19 protein-coding genes are annotated in these 22,899 nt (G+C 70.2%); 7 read left to right on the forward strand and 12 right to left on the reverse strand.

Annotated features, from left to right (window positions below; translation table 11 throughout):
* Positions 1 to 10: 10 nt before the first annotated feature.
* The 5 genes from hydA to dapA all read right to left on the reverse strand — a co-directional run bounded on the left by hydA (position 11) and on the right by dapA (position 4,726).
* Positions 11 to 1,435, reverse strand: coding sequence for a dihydropyrimidinase (hydA, locus tag CRT60_RS15300; protein ID WP_098737323.1), 1,425 nt, complete (start codon positions 1,433 to 1,435; stop codon positions 11 to 13).
* A gap of 46 nt (positions 1,436 to 1,481) precedes the next feature.
* Entirely contained in the window at positions 1,482 to 2,171 is a 690-nt protein-coding gene (locus tag CRT60_RS15305; RefSeq protein ID WP_098737325.1) for a GntR family transcriptional regulator, read from the reverse strand.
* 13 nt (positions 2,172 to 2,184) lie between these two features.
* Positions 2,185 to 2,880 carry an amino acid ABC transporter permease gene (locus tag CRT60_RS15310; protein ID WP_098737327.1) on the reverse strand — a complete coding sequence of 232 codons (696 nt, stop codon included), beginning with the start codon at positions 2,878 to 2,880 and terminating at the stop codon, positions 2,185 to 2,187.
* Between the two features lie 77 nt (positions 2,881 to 2,957).
* Positions 2,958 to 3,785: an ABC transporter substrate-binding protein gene (locus CRT60_RS15315; protein ID WP_098737329.1), complete on the reverse strand. Its 828-nt coding sequence runs from the start codon at positions 3,783 to 3,785 to the stop codon at positions 2,958 to 2,960.
* Between the two features lie 47 nt (positions 3,786 to 3,832).
* Positions 3,833 to 4,726, reverse strand: a complete 894-nt coding sequence (gene dapA, locus CRT60_RS15320) for a 4-hydroxy-tetrahydrodipicolinate synthase (RefSeq protein ID WP_098737330.1) — start codon at positions 4,724 to 4,726, stop codon at positions 3,833 to 3,835.
* A 138-nt stretch (positions 4,727 to 4,864) separates the two neighbouring features.
* Here dapA and CRT60_RS15325 point away from each other — a divergent pair, with 138 nt between their 5' ends.
* The 3 genes from CRT60_RS15325 (at position 4,865) to CRT60_RS15335 (ending at position 9,425) form a co-directional block, all read left to right on the forward strand.
* A complete protein-coding gene (locus CRT60_RS15325; protein ID WP_098737331.1) occupies positions 4,865 to 7,822 on the forward strand; it encodes an FAD-dependent oxidoreductase in 2,958 nt (985 codons plus the stop codon).
* A gap of 62 nt (positions 7,823 to 7,884) precedes the next feature.
* Positions 7,885 to 8,613, forward strand: coding sequence for an amino acid ABC transporter ATP-binding protein (locus CRT60_RS15330; RefSeq protein WP_098737333.1), 729 nt, complete (start codon positions 7,885 to 7,887; stop codon positions 8,611 to 8,613).
* A 119-nt stretch (positions 8,614 to 8,732) separates the two neighbouring features.
* Positions 8,733 to 9,425, forward strand: coding sequence for a GntR family transcriptional regulator (locus CRT60_RS15335; RefSeq protein WP_098737335.1), 693 nt, complete (start codon positions 8,733 to 8,735; stop codon positions 9,423 to 9,425).
* 31 nt (positions 9,426 to 9,456) lie between these two features.
* Here the strand turns inward: CRT60_RS15335 and CRT60_RS15340 are convergent, their stop codons facing one another.
* The 7 genes from CRT60_RS15340 to CRT60_RS15370 form a co-directional block, all read right to left on the reverse strand.
* The gene (locus tag CRT60_RS15340; RefSeq protein ID WP_244592517.1) at positions 9,457 to 12,972 is read right to left on the reverse strand and encodes an indolepyruvate ferredoxin oxidoreductase family protein; all 3,516 of its coding nucleotides are present in this window, start codon (positions 12,970 to 12,972) and stop codon (positions 9,457 to 9,459) included.
* Between the two features lie 106 nt (positions 12,973 to 13,078).
* Positions 13,079 to 13,813: a GntR family transcriptional regulator gene (locus tag CRT60_RS15345; protein WP_098737337.1), complete on the reverse strand. Its 735-nt coding sequence runs from the start codon at positions 13,811 to 13,813 to the stop codon at positions 13,079 to 13,081.
* Positions 13,814 to 13,991: 178 nt separating this feature from the next.
* Positions 13,992 to 14,717 carry an ABC transporter ATP-binding protein gene (locus CRT60_RS15350; RefSeq protein ID WP_098737339.1) on the reverse strand — a complete coding sequence of 242 codons (726 nt, stop codon included), beginning with the start codon at positions 14,715 to 14,717 and terminating at the stop codon, positions 13,992 to 13,994.
* A complete protein-coding gene (locus tag CRT60_RS15355) occupies positions 14,714 to 15,547 on the reverse strand; it encodes an ABC transporter ATP-binding protein (protein ID WP_098737340.1) in 834 nt (277 codons plus the stop codon). The genes CRT60_RS15350 and CRT60_RS15355 overlap by 4 nt, the downstream gene beginning before the upstream one ends.
* Positions 15,531 to 16,430: a branched-chain amino acid ABC transporter permease gene (locus CRT60_RS15360; protein WP_098737341.1), complete on the reverse strand. Its 900-nt coding sequence runs from the start codon at positions 16,428 to 16,430 to the stop codon at positions 15,531 to 15,533. The genes CRT60_RS15355 and CRT60_RS15360 overlap by 17 nt, the downstream gene beginning before the upstream one ends.
* Positions 16,423 to 17,322, reverse strand: a complete 900-nt coding sequence (locus CRT60_RS15365) for a branched-chain amino acid ABC transporter permease (protein WP_161958062.1) — start codon at positions 17,320 to 17,322, stop codon at positions 16,423 to 16,425. The genes CRT60_RS15360 and CRT60_RS15365 overlap by 8 nt, the downstream gene beginning before the upstream one ends.
* A 91-nt stretch (positions 17,323 to 17,413) precedes the next feature.
* A complete protein-coding gene (locus CRT60_RS15370) occupies positions 17,414 to 18,547 on the reverse strand; it encodes an ABC transporter substrate-binding protein (protein ID WP_204561930.1) in 1,134 nt (377 codons plus the stop codon).
* A 252-nt stretch (positions 18,548 to 18,799) separates the two neighbouring features.
* Here CRT60_RS15370 and CRT60_RS15375 point away from each other — a divergent pair, with 252 nt between their 5' ends.
* The 4 genes from CRT60_RS15375 to CRT60_RS15390 all read left to right on the forward strand — a co-directional run bounded on the left by CRT60_RS15375 (position 18,800) and on the right by CRT60_RS15390 (position 22,895).
* Positions 18,800 to 19,150: a RidA family protein gene (locus CRT60_RS15375; protein WP_098737345.1), complete on the forward strand. Its 351-nt coding sequence runs from the start codon at positions 18,800 to 18,802 to the stop codon at positions 19,148 to 19,150.
* 53 nt (positions 19,151 to 19,203) lie between these two features.
* Positions 19,204 to 20,451, forward strand: coding sequence for a D-amino acid dehydrogenase (locus tag CRT60_RS15380; protein ID WP_098737346.1), 1,248 nt, complete (start codon positions 19,204 to 19,206; stop codon positions 20,449 to 20,451).
* Positions 20,452 to 20,527: 76 nt separating this feature from the next.
* Complete coding sequence (locus CRT60_RS15385; RefSeq protein ID WP_098737348.1) at positions 20,528 to 21,334, forward strand: maleate cis-trans isomerase family protein; 807 nt, start codon at positions 20,528 to 20,530, stop codon at positions 21,332 to 21,334.
* Positions 21,335 to 21,464: 130 nt separating this feature from the next.
* Entirely contained in the window at positions 21,465 to 22,895 is a 1,431-nt protein-coding gene (locus CRT60_RS15390) for an MATE family efflux transporter (RefSeq protein ID WP_098737349.1), read from the forward strand.
* Positions 22,896 to 22,899 lie beyond the last annotated feature (4 nt).

Here is a 22,899-nt window from a genome sequence, read left to right on the forward strand (position 1 = left end):
GATCGTCTTTTCAGGCGGCGCCGACCTTCGGTCGCGCCAGATCCGGCGTGTCGCAGCGCAGGAAGGCGCCGCGGCCGGGCTGCGCCACGCAGGTGCCGCTTTCCACCACCACCTCGCCGCGCGACAGCACGGTCTCCGGCCAGCCGGTCACCTCCAGCCCCTCATAGGGGGTGTAGTCGACATTGTGGTGCAGCATGGCGTTGGTGATGGTGACCTTGCGGTCCGGATCGTAGATGACGATGTCGGCATCGGCGCCGATGGCGAGGCTGCCCTTGCGCGGGTGCAGGCCGTACATCTTGGCCGGGTTGGTCGAGGACAGCTCGACGAAGCGCTGCAGGCTGATGCGGCCCTTCTTCACCCCTTCGGAGAACAGGATCGGCAGCCGCGTCTCGATGCCCGGCACGCCGTTGGGGATCCAGTTGAAGGGGGTGTTCGCGCCGTGCAGCATCTTGCCCTTGGGGTCCTGGTAGCGGAAGGGCGCGTGGTCGGACGACACGATGTGGAAGGTGCCGCCGGCCAGCGCGTCCCACACCGCCGCCTGGTTGGCCTTGTCGCGCGGCGGCGGCGAGCAGATGCACTTGGCCCCCTCCATGCCGTGGCCGTGCAAATCGTGCTCGGTCAGCACCATGTATTGCGGGCAGGTCTCGGCGTAGATGCGCATGCCGCGGCCCTGCGCCCAATGGATCTGCTCGATGGCCTCGCGGCCGGAGACGTGGACGATCAGGATCGGCACGTCGGCCAGCTCGGCCATGGCGATGGCGCGGTGGGTCGCCTCGCGCTCCACCAGCATCGGCCGGGAATCGGCGTGGTAGCGTGGTGCCGTGTGGCCGGCGGCGAGCAGCCTGTCGGTCAGCCAGCCGATGAAGTCGGCGTTCTCGGCATGGATCATCGCCATGGCGCCGTCGCGCCGGGCGACGCTGAGCAGCTCCAGCACCTGCCGGTCGTTCAGCTTCATGTCGTCGTAGGTCATGTAGATCTTGAACGACGTATAGCCGTCATGGATCAGCGCCGGCAGATCCTGGCCGAGCAGCTGGTCGGTCGGGTCGCTGACGATGAGGTGGAAGGCATAGTCGATCACCGCCTTGCCGTCGGCCCGGCGGTGATAGTCGGTCACCGCGTCGCGCAGCGACTGGCCCTTGAACTGGCAGGCGAAGGGGATGACCGTGGTGGTGCCGCCGCAGGCGGCCGAGCGGGTTCCGGTCTCGAAATCGTCGGCGGACTGCGAGCCGTCGCTGGTCGGCTGGTCGAGGTGGCAATGGCCGTCGACGCCGCCGGGCATCACGAGTTTGCCGGCCGCGTCGATCTCGCGGGCTCCCGGCCCCAGCCCGGCGCCGATGGCGGCGATGCGGCCGCCGATCACGCCGAGGTCGGCGGCGAACACGTCGGACGCGGTGGCCAGCGTGCCGTTGCGGATTACGGTGTCGAACTGCGGCATGGAACTCTCCCTCGGTCCCGAAGGACGGGTCTTGCGGTTGCCGGGATCACAGGAAATAGCCGCCCGGATTGGCCTCGGCGGCGATGGCGCGGCGGGCGTCGTCCTGGAGGTTGCGCAGATGCGCCAGCATGGCGGCCTTGGCGGCGGCGGCGTCCCGCCGCTCCACCGCGTCCAGCACCGCCCGGTGCTCGGTGTCGATCTCGCCCTTGCGGTGGAAGCTGCTGGAGATGCGGAACAGCCGGGCGACCACCCGCATGCGCGTGATGGTCTCGGCCAGCGTCGCATTCCCGCTGACATGGGCGAAGAAGCTGTGGAAATGATTGTCGTAGAGCCAGTGCTGCATGTCGTCCTCGCCGTCCTCCAGCGCCTCGAGCCCGCGCCGCAGCCCGGCCAGATCGGCGTCGCCGACCAGCGGCACCGCGGTTTCGATGGCGTGGCACTCCAGCAGCTCGCGCATCTGCATGCATTCGAAGAACTCGCGGGCCGAGACGATGCGGACGCGGTAGCTGCGCTCGCTGGTGCGCTCCAGCAGCCCCTCGCCGACCAGCCGGACCAGCGCCTCGCGCATCGGCGTGCGCGACACGTTCAGCCGCTCGGCCAGCCGTCCCTCCGGCACCTCGGCGCCGCCGGGGATCTCGCGGCTGAGGATCAGCTCGCGCAGGTGCCCGAAGGCGCGGTCGCCGAGGTTGGCGGTCCGGGAGGAGGACGGGAGGGCCGGGGGGAGCGGAGGACTCATGGCCGAGCGCCTCTCACTGGCCGTCGACGATGGCGATGTTGCGGTAGGCGCGGCCGAAATGACGCTCGATGCGGCGCTGGACGATGTCCCACAGCGAGGTCATCAGCAGATAATAGAGCGCGGCGACCGTGAACAGCTCCAGCACCATGAAGCGCTCCTGGATCAGCAGCTGGGTGCTGCGCAGCAGCTCCTCCATCGAGATGACGGAGGTCACCGAGGTCGTCTTCAGCAGGCCGTTCACGCTGTTGCCGAGTGCGGGAATGATGATGCGGACGGCCTGCGGCAGCACGATGTAGGCCATCACCTGGGCCGAATTCAGGCCGAGCGCGCGGCCGGCGTTGCTCTGCCCGGCGGCGACGCCGAGGATGCCGCCGCGGATGATCTCGGCCAGATAGGCGGCCTCGTTGAGGATCAGGCCGATCAGCGCCGATTCCGTCACCGACAGCTTGATGCCGATCTGCGGCAGGCCGGTGTAGATGATGATGAGCTGGACCAGCAGCGGCGTGCCGCGGAACACCCAGATGTAGGTCTGCGCCACCCGCGCGACCCAGCGGTAGGGCGACAGCCGCAGCAGCGCCAGCACGCAGCCGAGCACGAGGCCGCCGGCGATGCCCGCCAGCGTCAGCCACAGGGTGGTGATCGCTCCGCTGAACAGATACCCGTTGAACAGGTATTCGAAGAAACCGTCCCAGTTCCAGCCGCTGGTCATTCCGTCACCTTTTCACTCTTGTCCGATGCGCGGGCGGTGGCGGGAACGGGTCCCCGCCGCCGCCCGCTTTCCGCGTCTCACATGCCGGGGCCGTTGACCTTGAAGGCGCCGTCGTTGGGCAGCAGGCCGTATTCGTCCATCAGCTTCTTGTAGGAGCCGTCCTTCTGCATGTCGTTGAGGACGCCGACCACGGCCTCGCTCAGCGTCTTGCTCTTCATCGCCAGGGCGACCGGGGTCGGGAACAGGCCATGCAGGGCGCGCTCGAAGTCGCCGCGCTTGGCGTATTCGGCCGCCGTCGGGTCGATGGCAACCGACGCCTCGGTCTGGCCGGCGCGCAGCGCCTGATAGGCCGTGGCGAAATTGTCGAAGGTCTTGATCTCGATCGGCTTGAGGCCCTTGGCGACGATCATCTTGTCGAGTTCGCGCAGCTTGCGTTCCTCGAAGCCACCCAGCTCGACGCCGACCGGACGGCCCGACAGATCCTCCGGCTTGGCGATCTTCAGCGGGTTGCCCTTGGTCACCGAGATGCTGATCGCCTGCGATTCATAGTTGATCATCGGCATCATCTTGGCCCGCTCCTCGGTCCAGAAGATGCCGGTGTTGATCAGGTCCCAGCGGCCGGCCTGGAGGCCGGGGATCATCGCCGAGAACTCGATGCGGACATATTCCGGCGTCAGGCACAGGCGCTTGGCGATCTCGTTGCCCAGCGTGATGCGCATGCCCTTCAACTGGCCGCTGCTGTCGACGAACTGCATCGGCGGCAGGGTCGGGTTGGTCGACATCACCAGCGTGCCGGGCTTGACCAGCTCGGAATCGGCGACCGCCGGCTTGCAGGCGGTTTGGGCAGCAGCGGGGAGGGCGAGCAGGGTCAGGCCGGCGGCGATCAGCAGCGTGCGAATGGTCATCGTAAACCCCTTCTCTCGTGTTCGGATCTCGGATTCGGGCGAAACGGTCAGGCGAGGGAGTCGATCAGGCCGTAGGCCGCCAGATCGGCGCGCAGCGCCGCCGCGTCGGCTTCCGGCAGCGGCAGGCGCGGCGCGCGGGGGTCGCCGACGGCCAAGCCCATCATGCCGAGCCCGGTCTTCGAGGCGGCGACGTAGCGGTGGCCGCCGACCCAGCGGACGATGGGCAGCATCTTCTTGTAGAGCGCCAGCGCCTGCTCCTTGTCGCCATGGTCGGCCACCAGTTCGAACAGGCGGGCGGAATCGCGCGGGATCAGGTTGGAGCAGACCGCGACCCAGCCCTGGGCGCCGAGCCAGAAGGATTCATAGCCGAGGATGCCGGCGAACACCGTCATGCGGTCGCCGCACAGCTCGATGATGTCGCGGACCCGCGTCACCTCCAGCGTCGATTCCTTGATGTAGAGGACGTTGTCGATCTCGCTGAGCCGCGCGACGATGGGCGGGGTGAGGTCGACGTTGGCGGTCGCCGGGTTGTTGTAGATCATCACCGGCAGCGAGATCGCCTCGCCGATGCGGCGGTAATGCTCGAACAGCTCGTCGGGCGTCGGCGAGCTGTAATAGGGCGGGATCACCATTACCCCGTCGGCGCCCATGCCTTCCGCTTCCTTGGCCAGCGCGACGGCGTCGCGCGTCCATTCGGCGCCGGTGCCGATCAGCACGGGCACGCGGCCCGCCGCCTCGGTCACGCAGATCTCGATGACCTGGGCCCGCTCCTCCGGGGTCATCGACAGGAACTCGCCGGTGCTGCCGAGCGGGATCAGCCCGTGGATGCCCTGCTCGATCTGCCAGTTCACCAGCTTCTTCAAGGCCGGAACATCCACAGCACCGCCGTCGGCGGTGAAGGGGGTGATGAGGACCGTGTAGGTGCCGCGCAATGCCGTCATGGGTTCCCCCAAGCTCCTGCCTAATTTTTGACCTTGCCTAAATACTACTCGTATACTACCTGTATACAGGAATCCAGCGCTAATTGACGCAGCCTCGAAAAGCGCTTTCCACCGCAATCCGGACACAGCCGACCGCCCATGCGCCTCGAACATCCAAGCGTCCGCCGCGACGGCGCCCCCATCGAGATCACCTATGACGGCGAGCGGATTCCCGCGCTGGCCGGGGAGACGGTGGCGGCGGCCCTGGCGGCGCACGGCGTCGCCGCCTACCGCCACAGCCGCGACGGTGGCCGGCGCGGCCTCTATTGCGGCATGGGCGCCTGCTTCGAATGCCTGGTGACGGTCGACGGCAAGGCGAGTCAGCGCGCCTGCCTGACCAAGGTGGCGGACGGCCAGACCATCCGCTCGCAGCCGCCGGCCGGCACGCCGGAGGATCCGCTGGTCCCGCTGGTGCCGCCGCCGGTGGGCGACGCGCCCGAGGAACGTGTGGTCGATGTGCTGGTGATCGGCGCCGGCCCGGCCGGTCTGGCGGCGGCGGAAGCGGCGGCGCGGCGCGGCGCGGCGGTGGTGGTGCTCGACGAGCGGCCGCAGAGCGGTGGGCAGTATTTCAAGCCGCTCGCCCCCTCGCACCGCGCCGACCGGCCGACCGACCGCCAGTTCCGCGCCGGCCTCGCCCTGATCGACGCGGCGAAGGCAGCCGGCGCCGCCATCGTCCAGGAAGCGACGGTGTGGGGCGCCCATGCCCCCGACGAGGTGGTCGCCATCGTTGCCGGGCGCGAGACCGTCTACCGGCCGCGCCGGCTGGTGATCGCCGGCGGCGCCTATGAGCGGCCGGCGCCCTTCGCGGGCTGGACGCTGCCCGGCGTGATGACGACCGGGGCCGGGCAGACCCTGGCGCGCGCCTATCGCGTCGCACCCGGCCGCCGGGTGGTGGTCGCCGGCAACGGTCCGCTCAATTTGCAGCTGGCCTGCGAGCTGGTGGAGGGCGGCGTCACGGTGGCCGCCGTGCTGGAAAGCGCGCCGCGCCCGTCGCCGGCCCAATGGCGGCAGATGCTGACCGCGCTGCGCGCCGCCCCCGGCCTGATCGGCGACGGCGCCCGCTACCTGCTGACGCTGCGGCGCGCCGGGGTGCCGGTGCTGTGGGGGCAGGGCGTCGTCGCGGCGGAAGGGGAGGGCAGGCTGGCACAGGTGCGCTACGCCCCGCTCGGCGCCGACGGCGCTCCCCGGCTGGGCGAGGCCGTCACCGTTGCCGCCGATGCGCTGTGCCTGGGCTACGGCTTCATCCCCTCGACCGAGATCGCCCGCGCGCTCGGCTGCGCCCACCGGCTGGTCGAGGACCGGCATCTCGGCTATCTCGCCACCGACATCGCCGTGGATGGCGCCACCAGCGTGCCGGGGGTCTTCGCCGTCGGCGACGGCGTCGATCTCGGCGGGTCGAAGGTGGCACAGGCGCGCGGACGCCTTGCCGGCATCGCCGCCGCCACCCAGCTCGGCCTGAGCGACAGCGACCCGGAGGAGGGCCGGCGGGCGCTGGCCGATCTGCGGCGGGCCGAGGGATTCCAGGCGGCGCTGTGGTCGATCTACCGGGCGCCGCCGCCGCGGCTCGACACCGTGCCCGACGAGGCGATGCTGTGCCGCTGCGAGGAGGTCACCTTCGGCCGGGTCCGGGCCGAGATCGCCGCCGGCCATGACAGCCTCGCGGCGCTGAAGCGCAACACCCGGCTCGGCATGGGGCGCTGCCAGGGGCGCTATTGCGCGGCGACCGCCGCCCTGCTGCTGGAGCAGGCGACCGGCAGGAAACGGGCGCCCGAGCAGTATCTGGCGCCGCGCCTGCCGGCCAAGCCGACGCCGGCCGGCGCCTTCGCCTTCGAGAAGCCGGAATGGGGCGGCCACCAGCGTGCCATCACCCCCAACCTCGCCCGCCCGCTGGAGGACGGCCCGCTGCCCGACCAGGAGGCCGAGATCCTGATCGTCGGCGGCGGCGTGGTGGGATCCTGCCTCGCCTATTACCTGACCCAGGCCGGGCGCGACGTGCTGGTGGTCGAGCGCGGCGACACCAATTTGCAGGCGTCGGGCGCCAATGCCGGCAGCCTGCATGTCCAGCTGCTGTCCTTCGATTTCGGCGCCAAGGCCGAGGCGGGCGGCGGACCGGCGGCGGCGACGCTGACGCTCGGCCCGCGCTCCATCGCCTTGTGGCGGGAGCTGGAGACTGCCTGCGGCGCCGACTTCGAACTGGCGGTCACCGGCGGCCTGATGGTGGCGGACAGCCCGGCCGGCATGGAGTTCCTGCGCGCCAAGGCGGCGCTGGAGCGGCGGTACGGCGTCGAGAACGCCATCATCGACGCGGCCGAGCTGCGCCGCCTCGCACCCGCCTTGTCGGACGGGCTGATCGGCGCCGAATACGCGCCGCAGGAGGGTAAGATCAACCCGCTGCGCGCGACCTACGCCGTGCTGGAGCAGGCGCGCCGCCAGGGCGCCCGCTTCCTGCGCGGGGTGAATGTCACGGGCATCGCCGCGGTCCCTGCCGTCGAGGGCGGCGGCTGGCGGGTCGAGACCTCGCGCTGCCGCATCCGCGCCAAACAGATCGTCAACGCCAGCGGCCCGTGGGCGCGCGAGACCGGGCGGCTGGTCGGCATCGACGTGCCGGTGCACAGCGCGCCCCTGCAGATGATCGTCACCGAGCCGGCGCCCAAGCTGGTCGGCCAGCTGGTCGCCCATGCCGACCGCCATCTCAGCCTGAAGCAGGCGGTGACCGGCGGGCTGATCATCGGCGGCGCCTGGACCGCGGTCTTCGACCCGGCGCGGCGCTTCAACACGGTGTCGCGCTCCAGCATCGAGGGCAATCTGTGGGTCGCCCGCCATGTGCTGCCGCAGATCGCCGGGCTGCATGTGGTCCGCGCCTGGGCGGCGATGAACATCAACATCGACGGCGCGCCGATCCTCGGCCCGGTGCCGGGATTGCCGGGCTTCTTCAACACGGTGACGTCCAACGGCTTCACCCTGGCGCCGGTCGTCGCCCGCATGACCGCCGATCTGCTGCTCGACGGCCGCACCGACATCGACCCGACCCCCTTCCTGATCGACCGGTTCGGCTGACCCGCTTCGCTCATCCGCCCCCTCATCCGTCCAACGCCCCCCATCGCCAAGAGAAGTCCCCAATGATCGCCATCGAGAATGTCAGCAAGAGCTACGGCACCTTCCAGGTCCTGAAGGACTGCACGACCACCGTGCGGAAAGGCGAGGTGGTGGTGGTCTGCGGCCCCTCCGGGTCGGGCAAGTCGACGCTGATCAAGTGCGTCAACGGGCTGGAGCCCTTCCAGTCGGGCCGCATCGAGGTGGACGGCATGGATGTCGGCGCGCCGGGCACGAAGATGTCGGCGTTGCGCGCCCGCGTCGGCATGGTGTTCCAGAATTTCGAGCTGTTCCCCCATCTGACCATCATGCAGAACCTGACCCTGTCACAGCGCAAGGTGCTGGGCCGCCAGACCGCGGAGGCCGAGGCGAAGGGCGAGGCTCTGCTGGCGCGGGTCGGGCTGGCCGCCCAAGCGCACAAGTTCCCCGGCCAGCTGTCCGGCGGCCAGCAGCAGCGCGTCGCCATCGCCCGCGCCCTGGCGATGGACCCCATCGCCATCCTGTTCGACGAGCCGACCTCGGCGCTCGATCCGGAGATGATCAACGAGGTGCTCGACGTGATGGTCGAGCTGGCGAACGAGGGCATGACGATGATCTGCGTCACCCACGAGATGGGCTTCGCCCGCAAGGTCGCCCACCGCGTGATCTTCATGGACCATGGCAGCATCATCGAGGACTGCACCAAGACCGAGTTCTTCGAGACCCAGCGCTCGGAGCGCGCCACCCAGTTCCTCGCCAAGATTTTGCAGCACTGAAATCCGTCTGGGCGCGGCGTCGCACCCCATCTTATCGGTATGGCCGATCAGAACCTTTGCAGGACAACGGCTCGTCTGCTTTGTTAGGGAAAGATCAGCGTCAGGTGGCAGGACTTGGTATGAGCATGGACATGGGCGACTCCAAAGCCGCGACGCCGGCCGCAGCAGGTGCGACTCAGGCCGGCGTCAATCTGGCGAGCATGGCCTACCGCACCATCCTGGAGATGATCCTCGACCGCCGCATCCCGAGCGGCGAGGTGATCGTCGAAGACCGGCTGGCCACCGCGCTCAGCATCTCGCGCACGCCGATCCGCGAGGCGCTGGTGCGGCTGGCGAGCGAAGGGCTGATCCGCAAGGAGTTCAACCGCCCCTACCGGGTGCGCGAGGTCTCCAACCGCGAATATTTCCAGAGCATGCGCCTGCGCGAGATCCTGGAGGGGGAGGCCATCGCCGCCGCCGCGTCCAGGGTCGATCCGGTCCGCTTGCAGGCGATGAAGGCCGAGATGCTGCGGCTGCGCGACGAGCCCAAGATCCGCTTCGAGGACCATTGGGCCGCCGACGAGGAGCTGCACACCCTGATTGCCGAGGCGTCCGGCAACGCGGTGCTGGCGCAGATCATCCGCGACCTGCGGGTGACGACGCGCCTGTTCGAGCTGTCCGGCCTGCCGTCGCGCATCCGTCCCGACTGCGACGAGCATCTCGACGTCATTGCAGCACTGGAGAGCGGCGATGCGGCGGAGGCCAGGGCCGCCATGGAGCGGCATATCCGCAGCCTCGCCAAGGATGTGCTGGGCGAGATCGCCAAGAGCTGAACGGTCCCACCTGGGCGGTTCACTCAGCTGCTCATTCCGCCGCCAGACGCTGCGGCGTCGTGGAGCGGAACTGCGCCGGCCAGTCGCGCAAATCCATCTCCGCCTGGGCCATGGCCTTGTCCTTCACATGCCCATAGCCGCGGATCCGGTCCGGGATGCCGGCGATTTGCACGGCCAAATCCAGCTTTTCCGGGGTGAGGCCGGCCAGCATTTCCGTGATGGCCCGTTCGTAATCCCCGATCAGCCGGCGTTCCGCCCGGCGCTCCGCGGTGCGCCCGAACGGATCGAACGGCGTCCCGCGCAGTCCCTTGAACGTCGCCAGAACTTTGAACACGGGCAGCATCCAGGGGCCATAGGCACTCTTCTTCAAGTGGCCTGTCCGCTCGTCCCGACCCGCCAGCAGGGGCGGGGCCAGATGGAAGCGCAGGCGGAAGCCATCTTCGAACTGCCCGGCCAGCTGCGCGAGGAAGGCGCCGTCGGTGTAGAGGCGGGCGACCTCGTATTCGTCCTTGTAGGCCATCGCCTTGTAGAAGGACCGCGCCACCGCCGCGGTCAGCCGGCTGCTGCCCGGCACCGCCGCCGTCTCGGCCCGGCGGACCCGGTCGACCAGCAGGCGGTAGCGCCCGGCATAGGCCGCATTCTGGTAGGCGGTCAGCTGTTCGATGCGCCGGGCGATCAGCCCGTCGAGATCGTCGGGTTGCGGGGCGGCCACGCTCGAAGGCTTGGCCGGGTGCGCCGCCGCGAGCGCGCCTGGATCGGCGGCCGCGCGCCGTCCCCAGGCGAAGGCCGACCGGTTGCCGGCGACCCCGGTGCCATTCAGGACGATGGCCGTGTCGATGGCCGCGGCGGACAGCGGAATCAGCCCCTTCTGCCACGCGTAGCCGAGCAGGAAGAGGTTCGCCATGATCGCGTCGCCGAACAGCGCGGTGGCGATGGCGGTGGCGTCCAGCGCATCGACCGCCGCCGGCCCGCCGCAGGCGTCGCCGACCCGGCGCACCAGCAGCGGCAGCGGCAGCCGCTCTTCCGGATTGCGGGTGAAGGCGCCGGTGACGGTCTCATGTTTGTTGAGCACCGCGCGGGTACGGCCGGCCTGCATGCGGCTCAGCCCATCCTCGCCGGCCGCGACCAGCAGATCGCAGCCGAGCACGGCGTCGGCGCCGCCGGGAGCGATGCGGGCGGCATGGATCTGGTCGGCCCGACGCGCCAGCACGATGTGCGACATCACCGCGCCGCCCTTCTGCGCCATGCCGGTCTGGTCGAGGATGGAGCAGGCCAGCCCCTCCAGATGTGCCGCCATGCCGAGGATCGCGCCGATGGTCACCACCCCGGTGCCGCCGACCCCGGTGACGAGAAGGCGGTAGGGCTGGTCGAGCGGCGGTGCCGCCGGGTCGGGCAGGGGGGCGGCCTCGGCGTCGATGTCGGGCGCCGGAGTTTTGGCCGGGCGCGCCTTGCGCAGCGTGCCGCCCTCCACCGTCACGAAGGACGGGCAGAAGCCCGACAGGCAGGAGAAGTCCTTGTTGCAGGAGGACTGGTCGATTGTCCGTTTCGTCCCGAACTCGGTGTCGACCGGCACCACCGACAGGCAGTTCGACTGGGTCGAACAGTCGCCGCAGCCCTCGCAGACCCGCTCGTTGATGACGACGCGGCGGCCGGGGTCGGGCAGCTTGCCGCGCTTGCGGCGGCGGCGCTTCTCGGCGGCGCAGGTCTGGTCGTAGATCAGCGCCGACACGCCCGGCACCTCGCGGAACTCGCGCTGCACGGCGTCGAGATCGTCGCGGTGGTGGATGGTGACGTAGGGCGGCAGGCCGGCGGACAGGCCGTATTTCTCCGGCTCGTCGCTGACGACGGCGATGCGCTGCACCCCCTCGGCGCGCACCTGCCAGGCGATGGCCTGCGGGGTGAGCTGGCCGTCGTGGGACTGGCCGCCGGTCATGGCGACGGCGTCATTGAACAGGATCTTGTAGGTGATGGTGACGCCGCCGGCGACCGCCGCGCGGATGGCGAGCAGGCCGGAATGGAAATAGGTGCCGTCGCCGATGTTCTGGAAGATGTGGCGGGTCGGCACGAAGGGCGCCAGCCCGATCCAGTTGGCGCCCTCCGCCCCCATGTGGGTGTAGGTGGCGGTGTCGCGGTCCATCGCCTGCGACATCCAGTGGCAGCCGATCCCGGCATGGGCCCGCGAGCCCTCCGGCACCTTGGTCGAGCTGTTGTGCGGACAGCCGGAACAGAAATAGGGCGTGCGCTTGGCAACCGGGCCGCCGGGGCGGGCGGCGGCGCTGCTGTTTTCAAGGCGGGCCAGCGCGTCGGCGTCCATTTCCACGCCGCAGCGGGCGAGCCGCCGTGCGATGGCCATGGCGATCTCGGCGACCGACAGCTCGTCGTGGGAGCGCAGCAGGGGGGCGCCGGACCAGTCGTTCTTGCCGGTGACGCGCGGGCGCCGGTCCGCCGGCAGGCCGTAGAGGATGTCCTTGATCTGGCCCTCGATCAGCGGCCGCTTTTCCTCCACCACCAGGATCTCGTCGAGGCCGGCGGCGAAGCTGCGCAGGCTGTCCGGTTCGAGCGGCCAGGGCACCGCCACCTTGAAGACGGCGATGCCGAGCGCCGCCGCCCGGTCCTCGTCGATGCCGAGTTCCGCCAGGGCCTGCCGGACATCGAGATAGGCCTTGCCGGCGGTGACGATGCCGAAGCGCGCGCCGCCCCCGCCTCCGCCTCCGCTTCCCAGCGCCACGCGGTTCAGGCCGTTGGCGCGGACATAGGCCAGCGCCGCCGGGATCTTGTGCAGGTGCAGGCGGGCCTCCTGCTCCTGCGGGCTGTCCGGCCAGCGGATGTTGAGGCCGCCGGGCGGCAGGATGAGATCGGTCGGCTGCCGGATGACGGGGAGGGCCGGGTCGAGGGTCATCGAGACGCTGCGGTCGGTCAGGTCGGCCGTCACTTTCATGGCGGTCCAGCAGCCCGACAGGCGCGACAGCGCCCAGCCATGCAGCCCGTATTCGATCATCTCCGGGATGCCGGACGGGCTCAGGATCGGCATCATCGCATCGACCAGCGCATATTCGCTCTGGTGCGAGGTCGTCGAGGATTTGCAGGTGTGGTCGTCGCCGGCCAGCACAAGCACGCCGCCCCGCCCGGCCGAACCGGCAAGGTTGGCGTGGCGGAAGGCGTCGCCGGTGCGGTCCACCCCCGGCCCCTTGCCGTACCACAGGCCGAAGACGCCGTCCCAGTCCGGCTGGTCCTGCAGATGGATCTGCTGGCTGCCCCACAGCGCGGTGGCGGCCAGATCCTCGTTGACGCCGGGAACGAAGCGGATGTCGTGGGCGTCGAGGAAGCTCCGCGCCCGGCCCATCTCCATGTCGATGGTGCCGAGCGGCGAGCCGCGGTAGCCGCTCACCAGTCCGGCGGTGCGCAGGCCGGCGGCGCGGTCGCGCCGTTTCTGGAGCAGCGCCATCCGCACCAGGGCCTGCGTGCCGTTCAGGAACACGCGGCCGTGTTCGGCCAGATACTTGTCGTCCAGGGTCACCGCGCCCGTCATCGCCACGCCGTCCGGCATGTGCGTCCTCCCTCGGTGTCATTGTGTGTTCTGAAGTGTACACACTTTGCGGCGAGGGTCAACGCCGGTTCTGGGGCCGCTATCCGAGGCCGCTGTCCGGGCCGGCTCAGCTGGCCATGCGGCCCATGTAGATGCGCGCGAGCCCTTCCTTCATGGCGGACACCGCGTCGGCCACGCTGATGCCGATATGGTCCGACATGCAGGCCACGGCGCGGCCGCGGTCGCGCGCCTTCAGCGCCTCGGCAATCGCCAGATGCTCGTCGAAGGTGGTGGTGCGGCGCTGCGGGTTCTCGATCTCGATGCGGCGGACGAAGCGGATCCGCGCGTTGATGCTCTCCAGCATGCGGACCAGCTCCGGATTGCCGCCCATCGCGGCGATGCGGATGTGGAACTCCTCGTCGCGGCTGGTCAGCTCCTCGGCATCCATCGCCGCGCGGTTCGCCCGCACGCCGTTCCAGAAATCCATCAGTTCGGCGATGCGGACGTCGCTGGCGCGCTCGGCGGCGAGTTCGACGCTCAGCCGTTCCAGCGACGCCCGCACCTCGAACAGGCCGATGATCTGCTCGGCGTCGAAGGGGCGGCAGTAGAAGCCCTTGTTGGGCACCAGCGTGATCAGTCCTTCGATCACAAGCCGGTTCAGCGCCTCGCGCACCGGCGTCCGGCTGACGCCCAGGGTGGCGGCCAGCTCCACCTCGTTGATCCGCTGTTCCGGCCTGAATTCGAAATTCACCGCCATGCGCTGGATTGCGGCATAGACGCGGTTCACGCTGTCGGCGGCGCGCGGCGCGGGTGCCGCCTTGGGAGCCGCCTTGATGGTCTTCTTGCGCGGGGTTCCCGCCATGATCGTCCTATGTGCTTCCTGCGGTGCCGGTTGGGACAACACCCGAATACCGATGCCGGGTTCCGGCGATGGAATGCCCGGCGACGCACCGGTGCGGCGCGTCGCGCGGGACCATAGCACCGGTGGAATATGCAGGCCAGTATACACAACTGCGACCAATTCGGCGGGACGGGGAGGGTCAATGCACCGGGCCGGCGCCCAGATAGAGCTGGCCGACCGTTTCGTCCTCCAGGATCTCGCGGGCGGTGCCCTCGCGGTGGACCCGCCCCATCACCAGCACATAGGCGCGGTCGGAGACCTCCAGCGATTCCGCCGCGTTCTGCTCGACCATCAGGACCGAGACGCCCTCGCGGTCGCGGATGCGGCGGATGTGGGCGAACAGTTCGTCCATCATCAGCGGCGACAGGCCGGCCGACGGCTCGTCGAGCAGCAGGTGGCGCGGCCCCGGCATCAGCGCGCGGGCCAGCGCCAGCATCTGGCGCTCGCCGCCCGACAGGCTGTCGGCCCGCGCCCCGGCCTTGCGGCCGAGATTGGGGTAATGCTCCAGCAGCTGTTCCAGCCGGGTCCTGCGGGCGGCGGGCGCGACGAACTGGCCGCCCAGCTCCAGGTTCTCGCGGATGGTCAGCGGCCCGAAGATGTTGTCGAGCTGCGGCACATAGGCGACGCCGCAGTCGCGGATCCGCCGGTGCACCGGGATGCCGGCGAGGTCGCGGCCGTCGGCGACCACCCGGCCGGCGCGCGGGCGGAGCTGGCCGACGACGGTCTTCAACAGGGTCGATTTGCCCGACCCGTTGGGGCCGAGGATGGTGACGATCTCCCCCGGCTGCACCGTGATCGACAGGCTGTTCAGGATGTCGGCGTCCGGCACGTAGCCGGCGCGCACCTCGTGCACGGAAAGCGTCATGCCCTGGCTCCACTGGTCTTGATGTCGACCGTTCCCGCAACTGCTCCTCCTGCGACGACCCGCAGCGGGACGCCGGGGCGGCGGCGGCCGAGATAGGCTTCGACCACCTGCTGGTTGCCGCTCAGCTCGTCGGGGCGGCAGTTGGCGATCACCGCCCCCTTGTCCAGCGCGAGGCAGCGGTCGCACAGGTCGCCGATGAAGCCCATGTCGTGCTCGACGATGACCAGCGCGGTGCCGCCCTCGCGGATGCGGCGCAGATGATCGGCCATGCGCCGGCGCAGCGACGGGTTGACGCCGGCCGTCGGCTCGTCGAGCAGCAGCACCGCCGGGTCGTCCATCAGCGCCGCCGCCAGCCCGAGCAGCTTCTGCTGGCCGCCCGACAGGCCGCCGGCCGGATGGTCGGCAAGGCCGGCGAGGTCGACCTCGGCCAGCAGTCCCATCGCCTTGCCGATGAAGGCCGCCTCCTCGCGCCGCACGGCTCCCGGCGTCAGCAGCGAGCGCCAGGGCGAGGCGCCGGCGGGCAGCCGTCCGCCGGCCAGCATCACCTCCAGCACCGACATGCGGGCCGGCAGCTTGGGAAGCTGGAAGGTGCGGCGCAGGCCGAGCCGGCTCGGCTGCCAGGCGCGCCGCGCGCGGACCGCGGTGCCGTCGAAGCGGATCTCGCCGCTGGTGGGGGCGAGGAAGCCGCTCAGCAGGTTGAGCAGGGTGGTCTTGCCGGAGCCGTTGGGGCCGACCAGGCCGACGATCTCGCGCGGCCCGATCTCCAGGCTGACATGGTTGACCGCGGTCAGCCCGCCGAAGCTGCGGGTGACGTCATGGGCGCTGAGCATGGAACCTCCGCAGCCGTTCGGGGACCAGCCCCTGGGGTTTCAGCATCAGGACGGCCAGCACGATCGAGCCGATGGCGAAGACGCGCAGGCTGCCGGTCAGGTCGGACGGAAGGGCGACGACATCCTTCAGGAAGGGAATGCCGGCATAGAGCGCGGTGACCAGCAGGGCGCCGACCACCGCCCCCGCCACGTTGCCGAGCCCGCCGAGAACCACCATCGTCCAGATCAGGAAGGTCTCGAAGGGCAGAAGCTGGTCCGGCCCGATGAAGGCGAGGTAGAGGGTGTAGAGCCCGCCGGCCAGCCCGGCCATCGCTCCGCCGATGGCCAGAACCTTGACCTTGCAGGCGACGATGTCGTGGCCGAGCGCGGTGGCGAGGTCGGGATTCTCCCGCATCAGCCGCAGCACGCGGCCGAACTGGGTTTGCCCGAGCCGCCGCGCCGCCAGCGCGGTGCCGAGCAGCAGCAGCGCCGCCAGCGCCAGGGTTGCCAGCGCGCGCGACATGCCGTCGAGGCCGGGGAACAGGCCGGCGATGCCGCCGATGCCCTGGGGACCGCCGGTCAGCCAGTCCTCGTTGAGGGCGACCAGCCGCACCAGCTCGGCGACCGCCAGCGTCGCCAGCGCCCAATATTCGGCGGCGAGGTCGCGGCCGAGACGGCCGATGGCGAAGCCGCCGAGCGCCGCGGCGCCCATGCCGGCGAGCAGGGCGGCCGGCCAGGGCAGCCCGGCGCGGGTCAGGATGGCGACCGCGTAGGCGCCGATGCCGAACAGGGCGATCTGGCCGAAATTCAGCAGGCCGCCGGTGCCGGCCTGGAGGTTGAGGCTGACCGCCGCGATCCCGAAGATCGCCGACATGATCAGCACATGCAGGCAGAACTCAAGCACGGCGTCCTCCCCGGCTCAGCAGCCCTTCCGGGCGGTATACGAGGGTCACGACGATGAGCGCGAAGCCGATGCCGGTCAGGTAGCCGAGCGGCAGGTAGCGCGGCCCGTCGGCGGCGAGCAGGCCGAAATCGATGCGCATCACCAGCGTTTCGGCAAGCGCGATGGCGAAGGCGCCGATCACAGCACCCGGCAGGCTGCCGAGCCCGCCGACGATGGCGGCGGCGAAGACCGGCAGCAGCAGCATCTGCCCCATGCCGATGTCGAGCTGGGTGACCAGCGCCAGCAGGATGCCGCCGATGCCGGCCAGCGTGCCGCCGAGGAAGACGGTGACCAGCGTGACGCGGCGGGCGTCGATGCCCGACGCGGTGGCCAGCGCCGGATTGGCGGCGATGGCGCGGATCGAACGCCCGAGCGGCGTCAGCCGCAGCATGGCGAAGAAGCCGATCAGGCAGACGGCGGTGATGGCGATGGCGGCGATCTGCAGATCGGACAGGATGGCGCCCCACAGGTCGTGCGGCGGGGTCAGCGGCGTGTCGAACTGCTGCGGCCGGGTGCCGAAGACCGCCTGGAGGCCGGCGCGCAGCATCATGGCGATGGCGAGCGAGCCGATCAGCGCGCTGGCCGGACCGGCGCCGGCGAGCCGTTCGAAGGCGAAGCGGTGCAGCAGCATCGCCGCCAGCCCGGCGGCGAGCGCTCCGGCGATGGCGGCGCCGACCAGCCCGCCGCCGGGAAACAGGGCGGCCACCGCCAGCGCCACGGCAGCACCCAGCGGCGCCATCTCGACATGGGCGACGTTGGGAAAGCGGCTGACGCCGTAGGACAGGTTGAGGCCGAGCGCGATCAGGGCGAGGTCGCTCGTCCGGATCAGGGTGTCGATCAGTATCTGAATCAAGGGACATATCTCCGGTCGGGCGGGGCAGAGCCCCCGGCCGGGCGGCCGGGGAACCCTTCGCGTGCGGGAGGTCCGATCTGGGGGGCGGTGCCTACTTGGCGGCCGTCTTCAGCTCGCCGCCCTTGTAGGAGACGACGATGTAGGGCTGGGTCTTGCGCTGGCCCTGGGCGTCGAAGGCGATGGGACCGGTGGCGCCGGCATAGTCGCCGAGCGCGGCCAGCGCCTCGCGGATTTTGGCGGGTTCGGTGCTGCCGGCCTTGTTGATCGCGGCGGCGGCCATCATCACGGCGTCGTAGGTGTAGCCGCTGAAGGTGGTGGCGAACTCCTTGCCGAACTTCTTCCGGTAGGCGTCGCGGTACCAGGCGCCGTCGGGGCCGACATAGTTGACCTCCATGCCCATCTGGCCCTCGACCGTCTCCGGCCGGGAATCGGCGGTGCACATCGACAGGTAGATGCCGAACCACGGCGTCTTCGACAGCCCCAGCTCGAAGGCCTCGCGGTTGATCGTCGCCGCCTCCTGGCCGTAGCCGGAATAGATGATGACGTCGGGCTTGGCGGCGGCGATGCGCTGCAATTCGCGCCGGTAGTTCGACTGCCCCTCGGTGAAGAGCAGGTTGGCGACGATCTGGCCGCCCAGCGCCTCGAAGGCCGCCTTGGTCTCGCTGTAGACGCCCTGGCCGTAGGCGTTGTTGGGGGCGAGGAAGACCGCCTTGCGGTGGCCCATCCCGTAGACCGCCTGGGCGGTGAACTTCCCGGCGACGTCGTCCAGCCCGATGGTGCTGAAGGAGCGGTCGCCGATGGTCTTGATCGCCGGCGAGGAGGAGCCGGGGTTGATGTGGACGATCCCCTCGCGCTGGAGATACTGGCCGACCGGGATGGTGTTGCCCGAGGAATATTCGCCGATCACCACCGGGGTCTTCGACACCGACACCAGCTTGCGCGCCGCATCGACGGCGCTCTGCGCCCGGCCGCCGGAATCCTCGACCGCCACCGCCAGCTTGCGGCCGAGCACGCCGCCGTCGGCGTTGACCTTCTCCACCGCCAGTTCGATGCCGCGGCGCTGGTCCTCGCCGATGGTGGCGCTGGCCCCGCTCAGCGGCAGGACCGCGCCGAGCGTCACCGTGTCCTGCGCCAGCGCCGCACCGCCGCCCAGCATCGCCAGCGCCACCGCGCCCAGCAGCGCGCCCCCCGCCGAGCGCCGCGTCATGCCGTTCATCCTCGCCATCGCACATCTCCCTGCCGGTGAATGTTAAGCTGAATGACAATCTGTATACACTTAAGCGTATCGTCGTCCGCAAGGGGGCGTCAACGGATTTGTTGACGGGGCGAACATTTGTGCAGTTGCACAGGAATCGGGCCCGATTTTTGGGCGGTGCAGCATCGGAAAAATTCTGTGGACTATTCTGTATACAGTTACGTATCGTGTGAGTTGAAGGCGGTGCCGCCTCCCGGCCCGCCGGTTTTCCGGGAGAGAATCATGAGCATTCAGCGTATCGAGGTCGGCCCGCGCATGAGCCAGGCCGTCGTCTGCGGCGGTCTGGTCTACACGGCGGGGGTGGTGGCGCTCAGGGCGCCGGGCGCCCCGGTGGCCGAGCAGACCACCGACATCCTCGGCAGGATCGACGAGCTGCTGGCCGCCACCGGCACCGACAAAACGAAGCTGCTGACCGCCACGATCTGGCTCGCCGACATCGCCGGCTTCGCCGAGATGAACGGGGTGTGGGACGCCTGGGTGGCGCCGGGCAATACGCCGGTGCGCGCCTGCGTCGAGACCAGGCTCGCCGCCCCGCAATTCACCGTGGAAATCCAGGTGACCGCGGCGCTGTGACCTCCGGCCAAGGGGCTTTCAGGCCAGGAGGCGTTCATGCCAGGGAGGTGTTCATGAAGGTCATCGTGATGGGCAGCGGGGTCGTCGGCGTGACGACGGCCTATTGCCTTCTCAAGGATGGGCACGAGGTCACCGTCGTCGAGCGGCATGACGGCGCCGCCGACGAGACCAGCTTCGCCAATGCCGGGCTGGTGGCGCCGGGGCACGCCTACACCTGGGCGTCGCCGAAGGCGCCGAAGATCCTGCTGAAATCGCTGTGGCGCAACGACCAGGCCTTGCGCTTCCGGCTGCGGCTGGATCCGGCGCTGTGGGCTTGGTCGCTGAAGTTCCTCGGCAACTGCCGGTCGGACCGGGTGGCGGTCAACACCGCCCGCAAGGTGCGGCTCAGCCTCTATTCGCAGGACATGCTGCATCGGGTGGTCGAGGACACCGGCGTCGCCTTCGACGGCGCCAAGGGCGGGCTGCTCTACCTCTACCGCAGCCCGGCGGCTTTCGACGCCGGTGTCGCCAAGATGAGGATCCTGACCGACAACGGCCTGCCGCTGGAGGTGGTCGACCGCGACCGCGCCGCCGCCATCGACCCGGCGCTGTCGGCCACCAAGGACCGCATCGTCGGCGGCATCTACGCCCCGTCCGACGAGAGCGGCGATGCCCGGCTGTTCACCCGCAACCTTGCGGACTGGTGCGCGGAGCGGGGCGTCCGCTTCCTCTACGGCACGACGATCCGCGGCGTCGAGACCGCCGCCGGCGAGGTGACCGGGCTGGTCACCGACAAGGGCACGCTGACCGCCGATGCCTATGTGCTGGCGATGGGCTGCCAGAGTGCTGCGCTGGCGAAGCCGCTCGGCCTGTCGCTGCCGATCTATCCGATCAAGGGCTATTCGGTCACCGTGCCGGTGGCCGGGCGCAACAACACGCCGCGCATCGGCGGGGTGGACGAGGAGAATCTCGTCGCCTATGCGCCGATGGGCGACCGGCTGCGCATCACCGCGACCGCCGATTTCGCCGGCTACGACAAGCGCCACAGCCCGGCCGACTTCCATGCCATGCTGGCGGCGGCGCGCGATCTGTTCCCGGATGCGGCCGACTACAGCCGGCCCAGCTATTGGGCGGGCTTGCGGCCGATGACGCCGGAGGGAACGCCGATCTTCGGCCGCGGGCGCCAGCGCAACCTGTTCCTCAACACCGGACACGGCCACATGGGCTGGACCATGTCCTGCGGGTCGGCCCGCATCACCGCCGACCTGATCGCCGGCCGCACCCCGGCCATCCCGCTCGACGGCATGCAGGCCGTCCACTGACAGGCGCGCGGGCGGCGTCACAGCCCGTGCCGGTGCGTCCGCGCCACTCCTCCGCGATACTGGGAGAACCCCCGACATGGATACCAACGTCACCGTCGCCGAGGATGGCGCCGCTTCCCCGGCCGCCACCCTGGTGCTTCCCTTCGCGACCGATGGCGGCCTCGCCGCCCGCGCCGCCATCGGGCTTCTGGTGCTCGCCACCGACCAGACCATCGAGCATGAATGGCGCTTCCTGCTCGGGGAGCCGGGGGTCGCCGTCTACAACGCGCGCCTGTGGAACGACAAGGAGATTGCGCCGGAAACGCTGGCGCGGATGGAGCAGGACATCGCACCGACGACCCGGCTGATCCTGCCCGGGCTGGAACTGGATGTCGTCGCCTTCGGCTGCACGTCGGGCAGCATGGTGATCGGCCCGGAGCGTGTCCGCGAGCGCATCCGCGAGGCGCGGCCGGGCATCGCCACCACCACGCCGGTCGAGGCGGTGGATGCTGCGCTCGGCTCCCTCGGCGCGCGGCGCATCGGTCTGGTCGCGCCCTACCAGCGCCGCGTCGGCGAAGCGATGCGCGATTACTTCGTGAAGGCCGGTTACGAGGTGCCGGTGCTGGCGATCTTCGACGAACCCGACGACACCATCGCGGCCCGCATCGCCCCGGACTCCATCGCCGCGGCGGTGGCGCAGGCCGCCGCCCACACGGAGGTGGATGCCGTGTTCGTTTCCTGCACCAGCCTGCGTGTCGCCGAGGCGGTCGAGGCCTTGGAGACGCGCACCGGCAAGCCGGTCACGTCGAGCAACCATGCGCTGGCGTGGCACAGCCTGCGCCTTGCCGGCGTCACGGAGGGGCTGGAGGGCCGGGGGAGGCTGTTCCGCACCCCGCTGCGCTAGACGAAGCGATTTGCCGGCGGTCTCCGCATACGGCAGTGTGGCCAGGGACGACTTGATGGGAAAGGCGGCGGACCAACCTCTTACGCCAGGGGCCACCAACCCGGGGCCGCCCAAGAGGAGAACCGCCGCAATGGCCGAAACCGCCGCAGGCCGCTTCACCACCGGTTCGCCGATGCGCCATGTGATGGTGATGACCGCCACCGGCTCGGTCGGGCTGATCGCGGTGTTCGCGGTCGATCTGCTGAACCTGTTCTACATTTCGCTGCTGGGCGAACGCGAGCTGGCGGCGGCGGTGGGCTTCGCCGGTACCGTCCTGTTCCTGCAATCGTCGCTGTGCATCGGGCTGTCGATCGGCGCCGGAGCGCTGGTCGCCCGCGCCATCGGCGGCGGCCGGCGCGCGGAGGCGGCGAGGCTGGCGGGATCCAGCCTGATTCTGACGGCGCTGGTCTCCGCAGCGGTCGGCCTGCTGACCCTGCCGCTGCTGGGACCGGCGATGGATCTGCTGGGCGCCAGGGGAGCCACCAGGGATCTTGCCGTCGGCTACCTGACCATCCTGTCGCCGACCCTGCCGCTGCTCGGCCTCGGCATGGGCTGTTCGGCGATGCTGCGGGCGCAGGGCGATGCGCGCCGCGCCATGACCGTCACGCTCTATGCGGCGCTGTTCACCGCGGCGCTGAACCCGATCCTGATCTTCGGCCTGCGGCTGGACCTGACCGGTGCGGCGGTGACGGTCGTGCTGTCGCGCTGCCTGCTCGCCGCCGTCGGCTGGCATGGCGTGGCACGGGTGCACCGGCTGGTCGCCGCCCCGGGCTGGACCGGTCTTCTGACGGATGCCGGGACGCTGGCCGGCATCGCCGGTCCTGCGGTCCTCACCAATCTCGCCACCCCGGTCGCCGGCGTCTATGTCACCACCAGCATGGCGCGTTTCGGCGATGCGGCCATCGCCGGGGCGGCCATCGTCGACCGCCTGGTTCCGGTCGCCTTCGGCACCATCTTCGCCCTGACTGGTGCCGTCGGCCCGATCCTGGCGCAGAATCTGGGGGCCGGCCGCCCCGACCGGGTGCGGGCGACCCTGCGGGCCAGCCTGGTGCTGATCGTCGTCTGGGTGCTGGCGGTCTGGCTGGGCCTGTTCCTTGCCCGCGATCTGGTGGTGGGCGCCTTTTCCGCCGAGGGCGTGTCGGCCGATCTGGTCCGCCTGTTCTGCACCGCGGTGGCCGGCGGGTTCCTGTTCGTCGGCTTCCTGTTCGTCGGCAACGCCGCGTTCAACAATCTGGGCTTTCCCCTGCTGGCGACCGGGTTCAACTGGGGCAGGGCGACGCTGGGGACCATGCCGTTCGTTGCGGTCGGCGGTTGGTTGGGCGGGGCGCCGGGGGTGCTGATCGGACAGGCGGCGGGATCGGTGCTGTTCGGCATCGCGGCGGTCCTGGTGGCGTTCCGGGTGACCGGGCGGCTCGGCCGGAGCGGAGGCGGCCCGGCACCGGAGGCCGTGGCGGTGCCGGCCGACGTTCCGCTGTCCGGCAAGGCGGCGGTCGCGCTGGCCGTACAGGTCAACCGGCCGTGAGGCG

Origin of the sequence: Azospirillum palustre, assembly GCF_002573965.1 — a bacterium.
Lineage (GTDB): Bacteria > Pseudomonadota > Alphaproteobacteria > Azospirillales > Azospirillaceae > Azospirillum > Azospirillum palustre.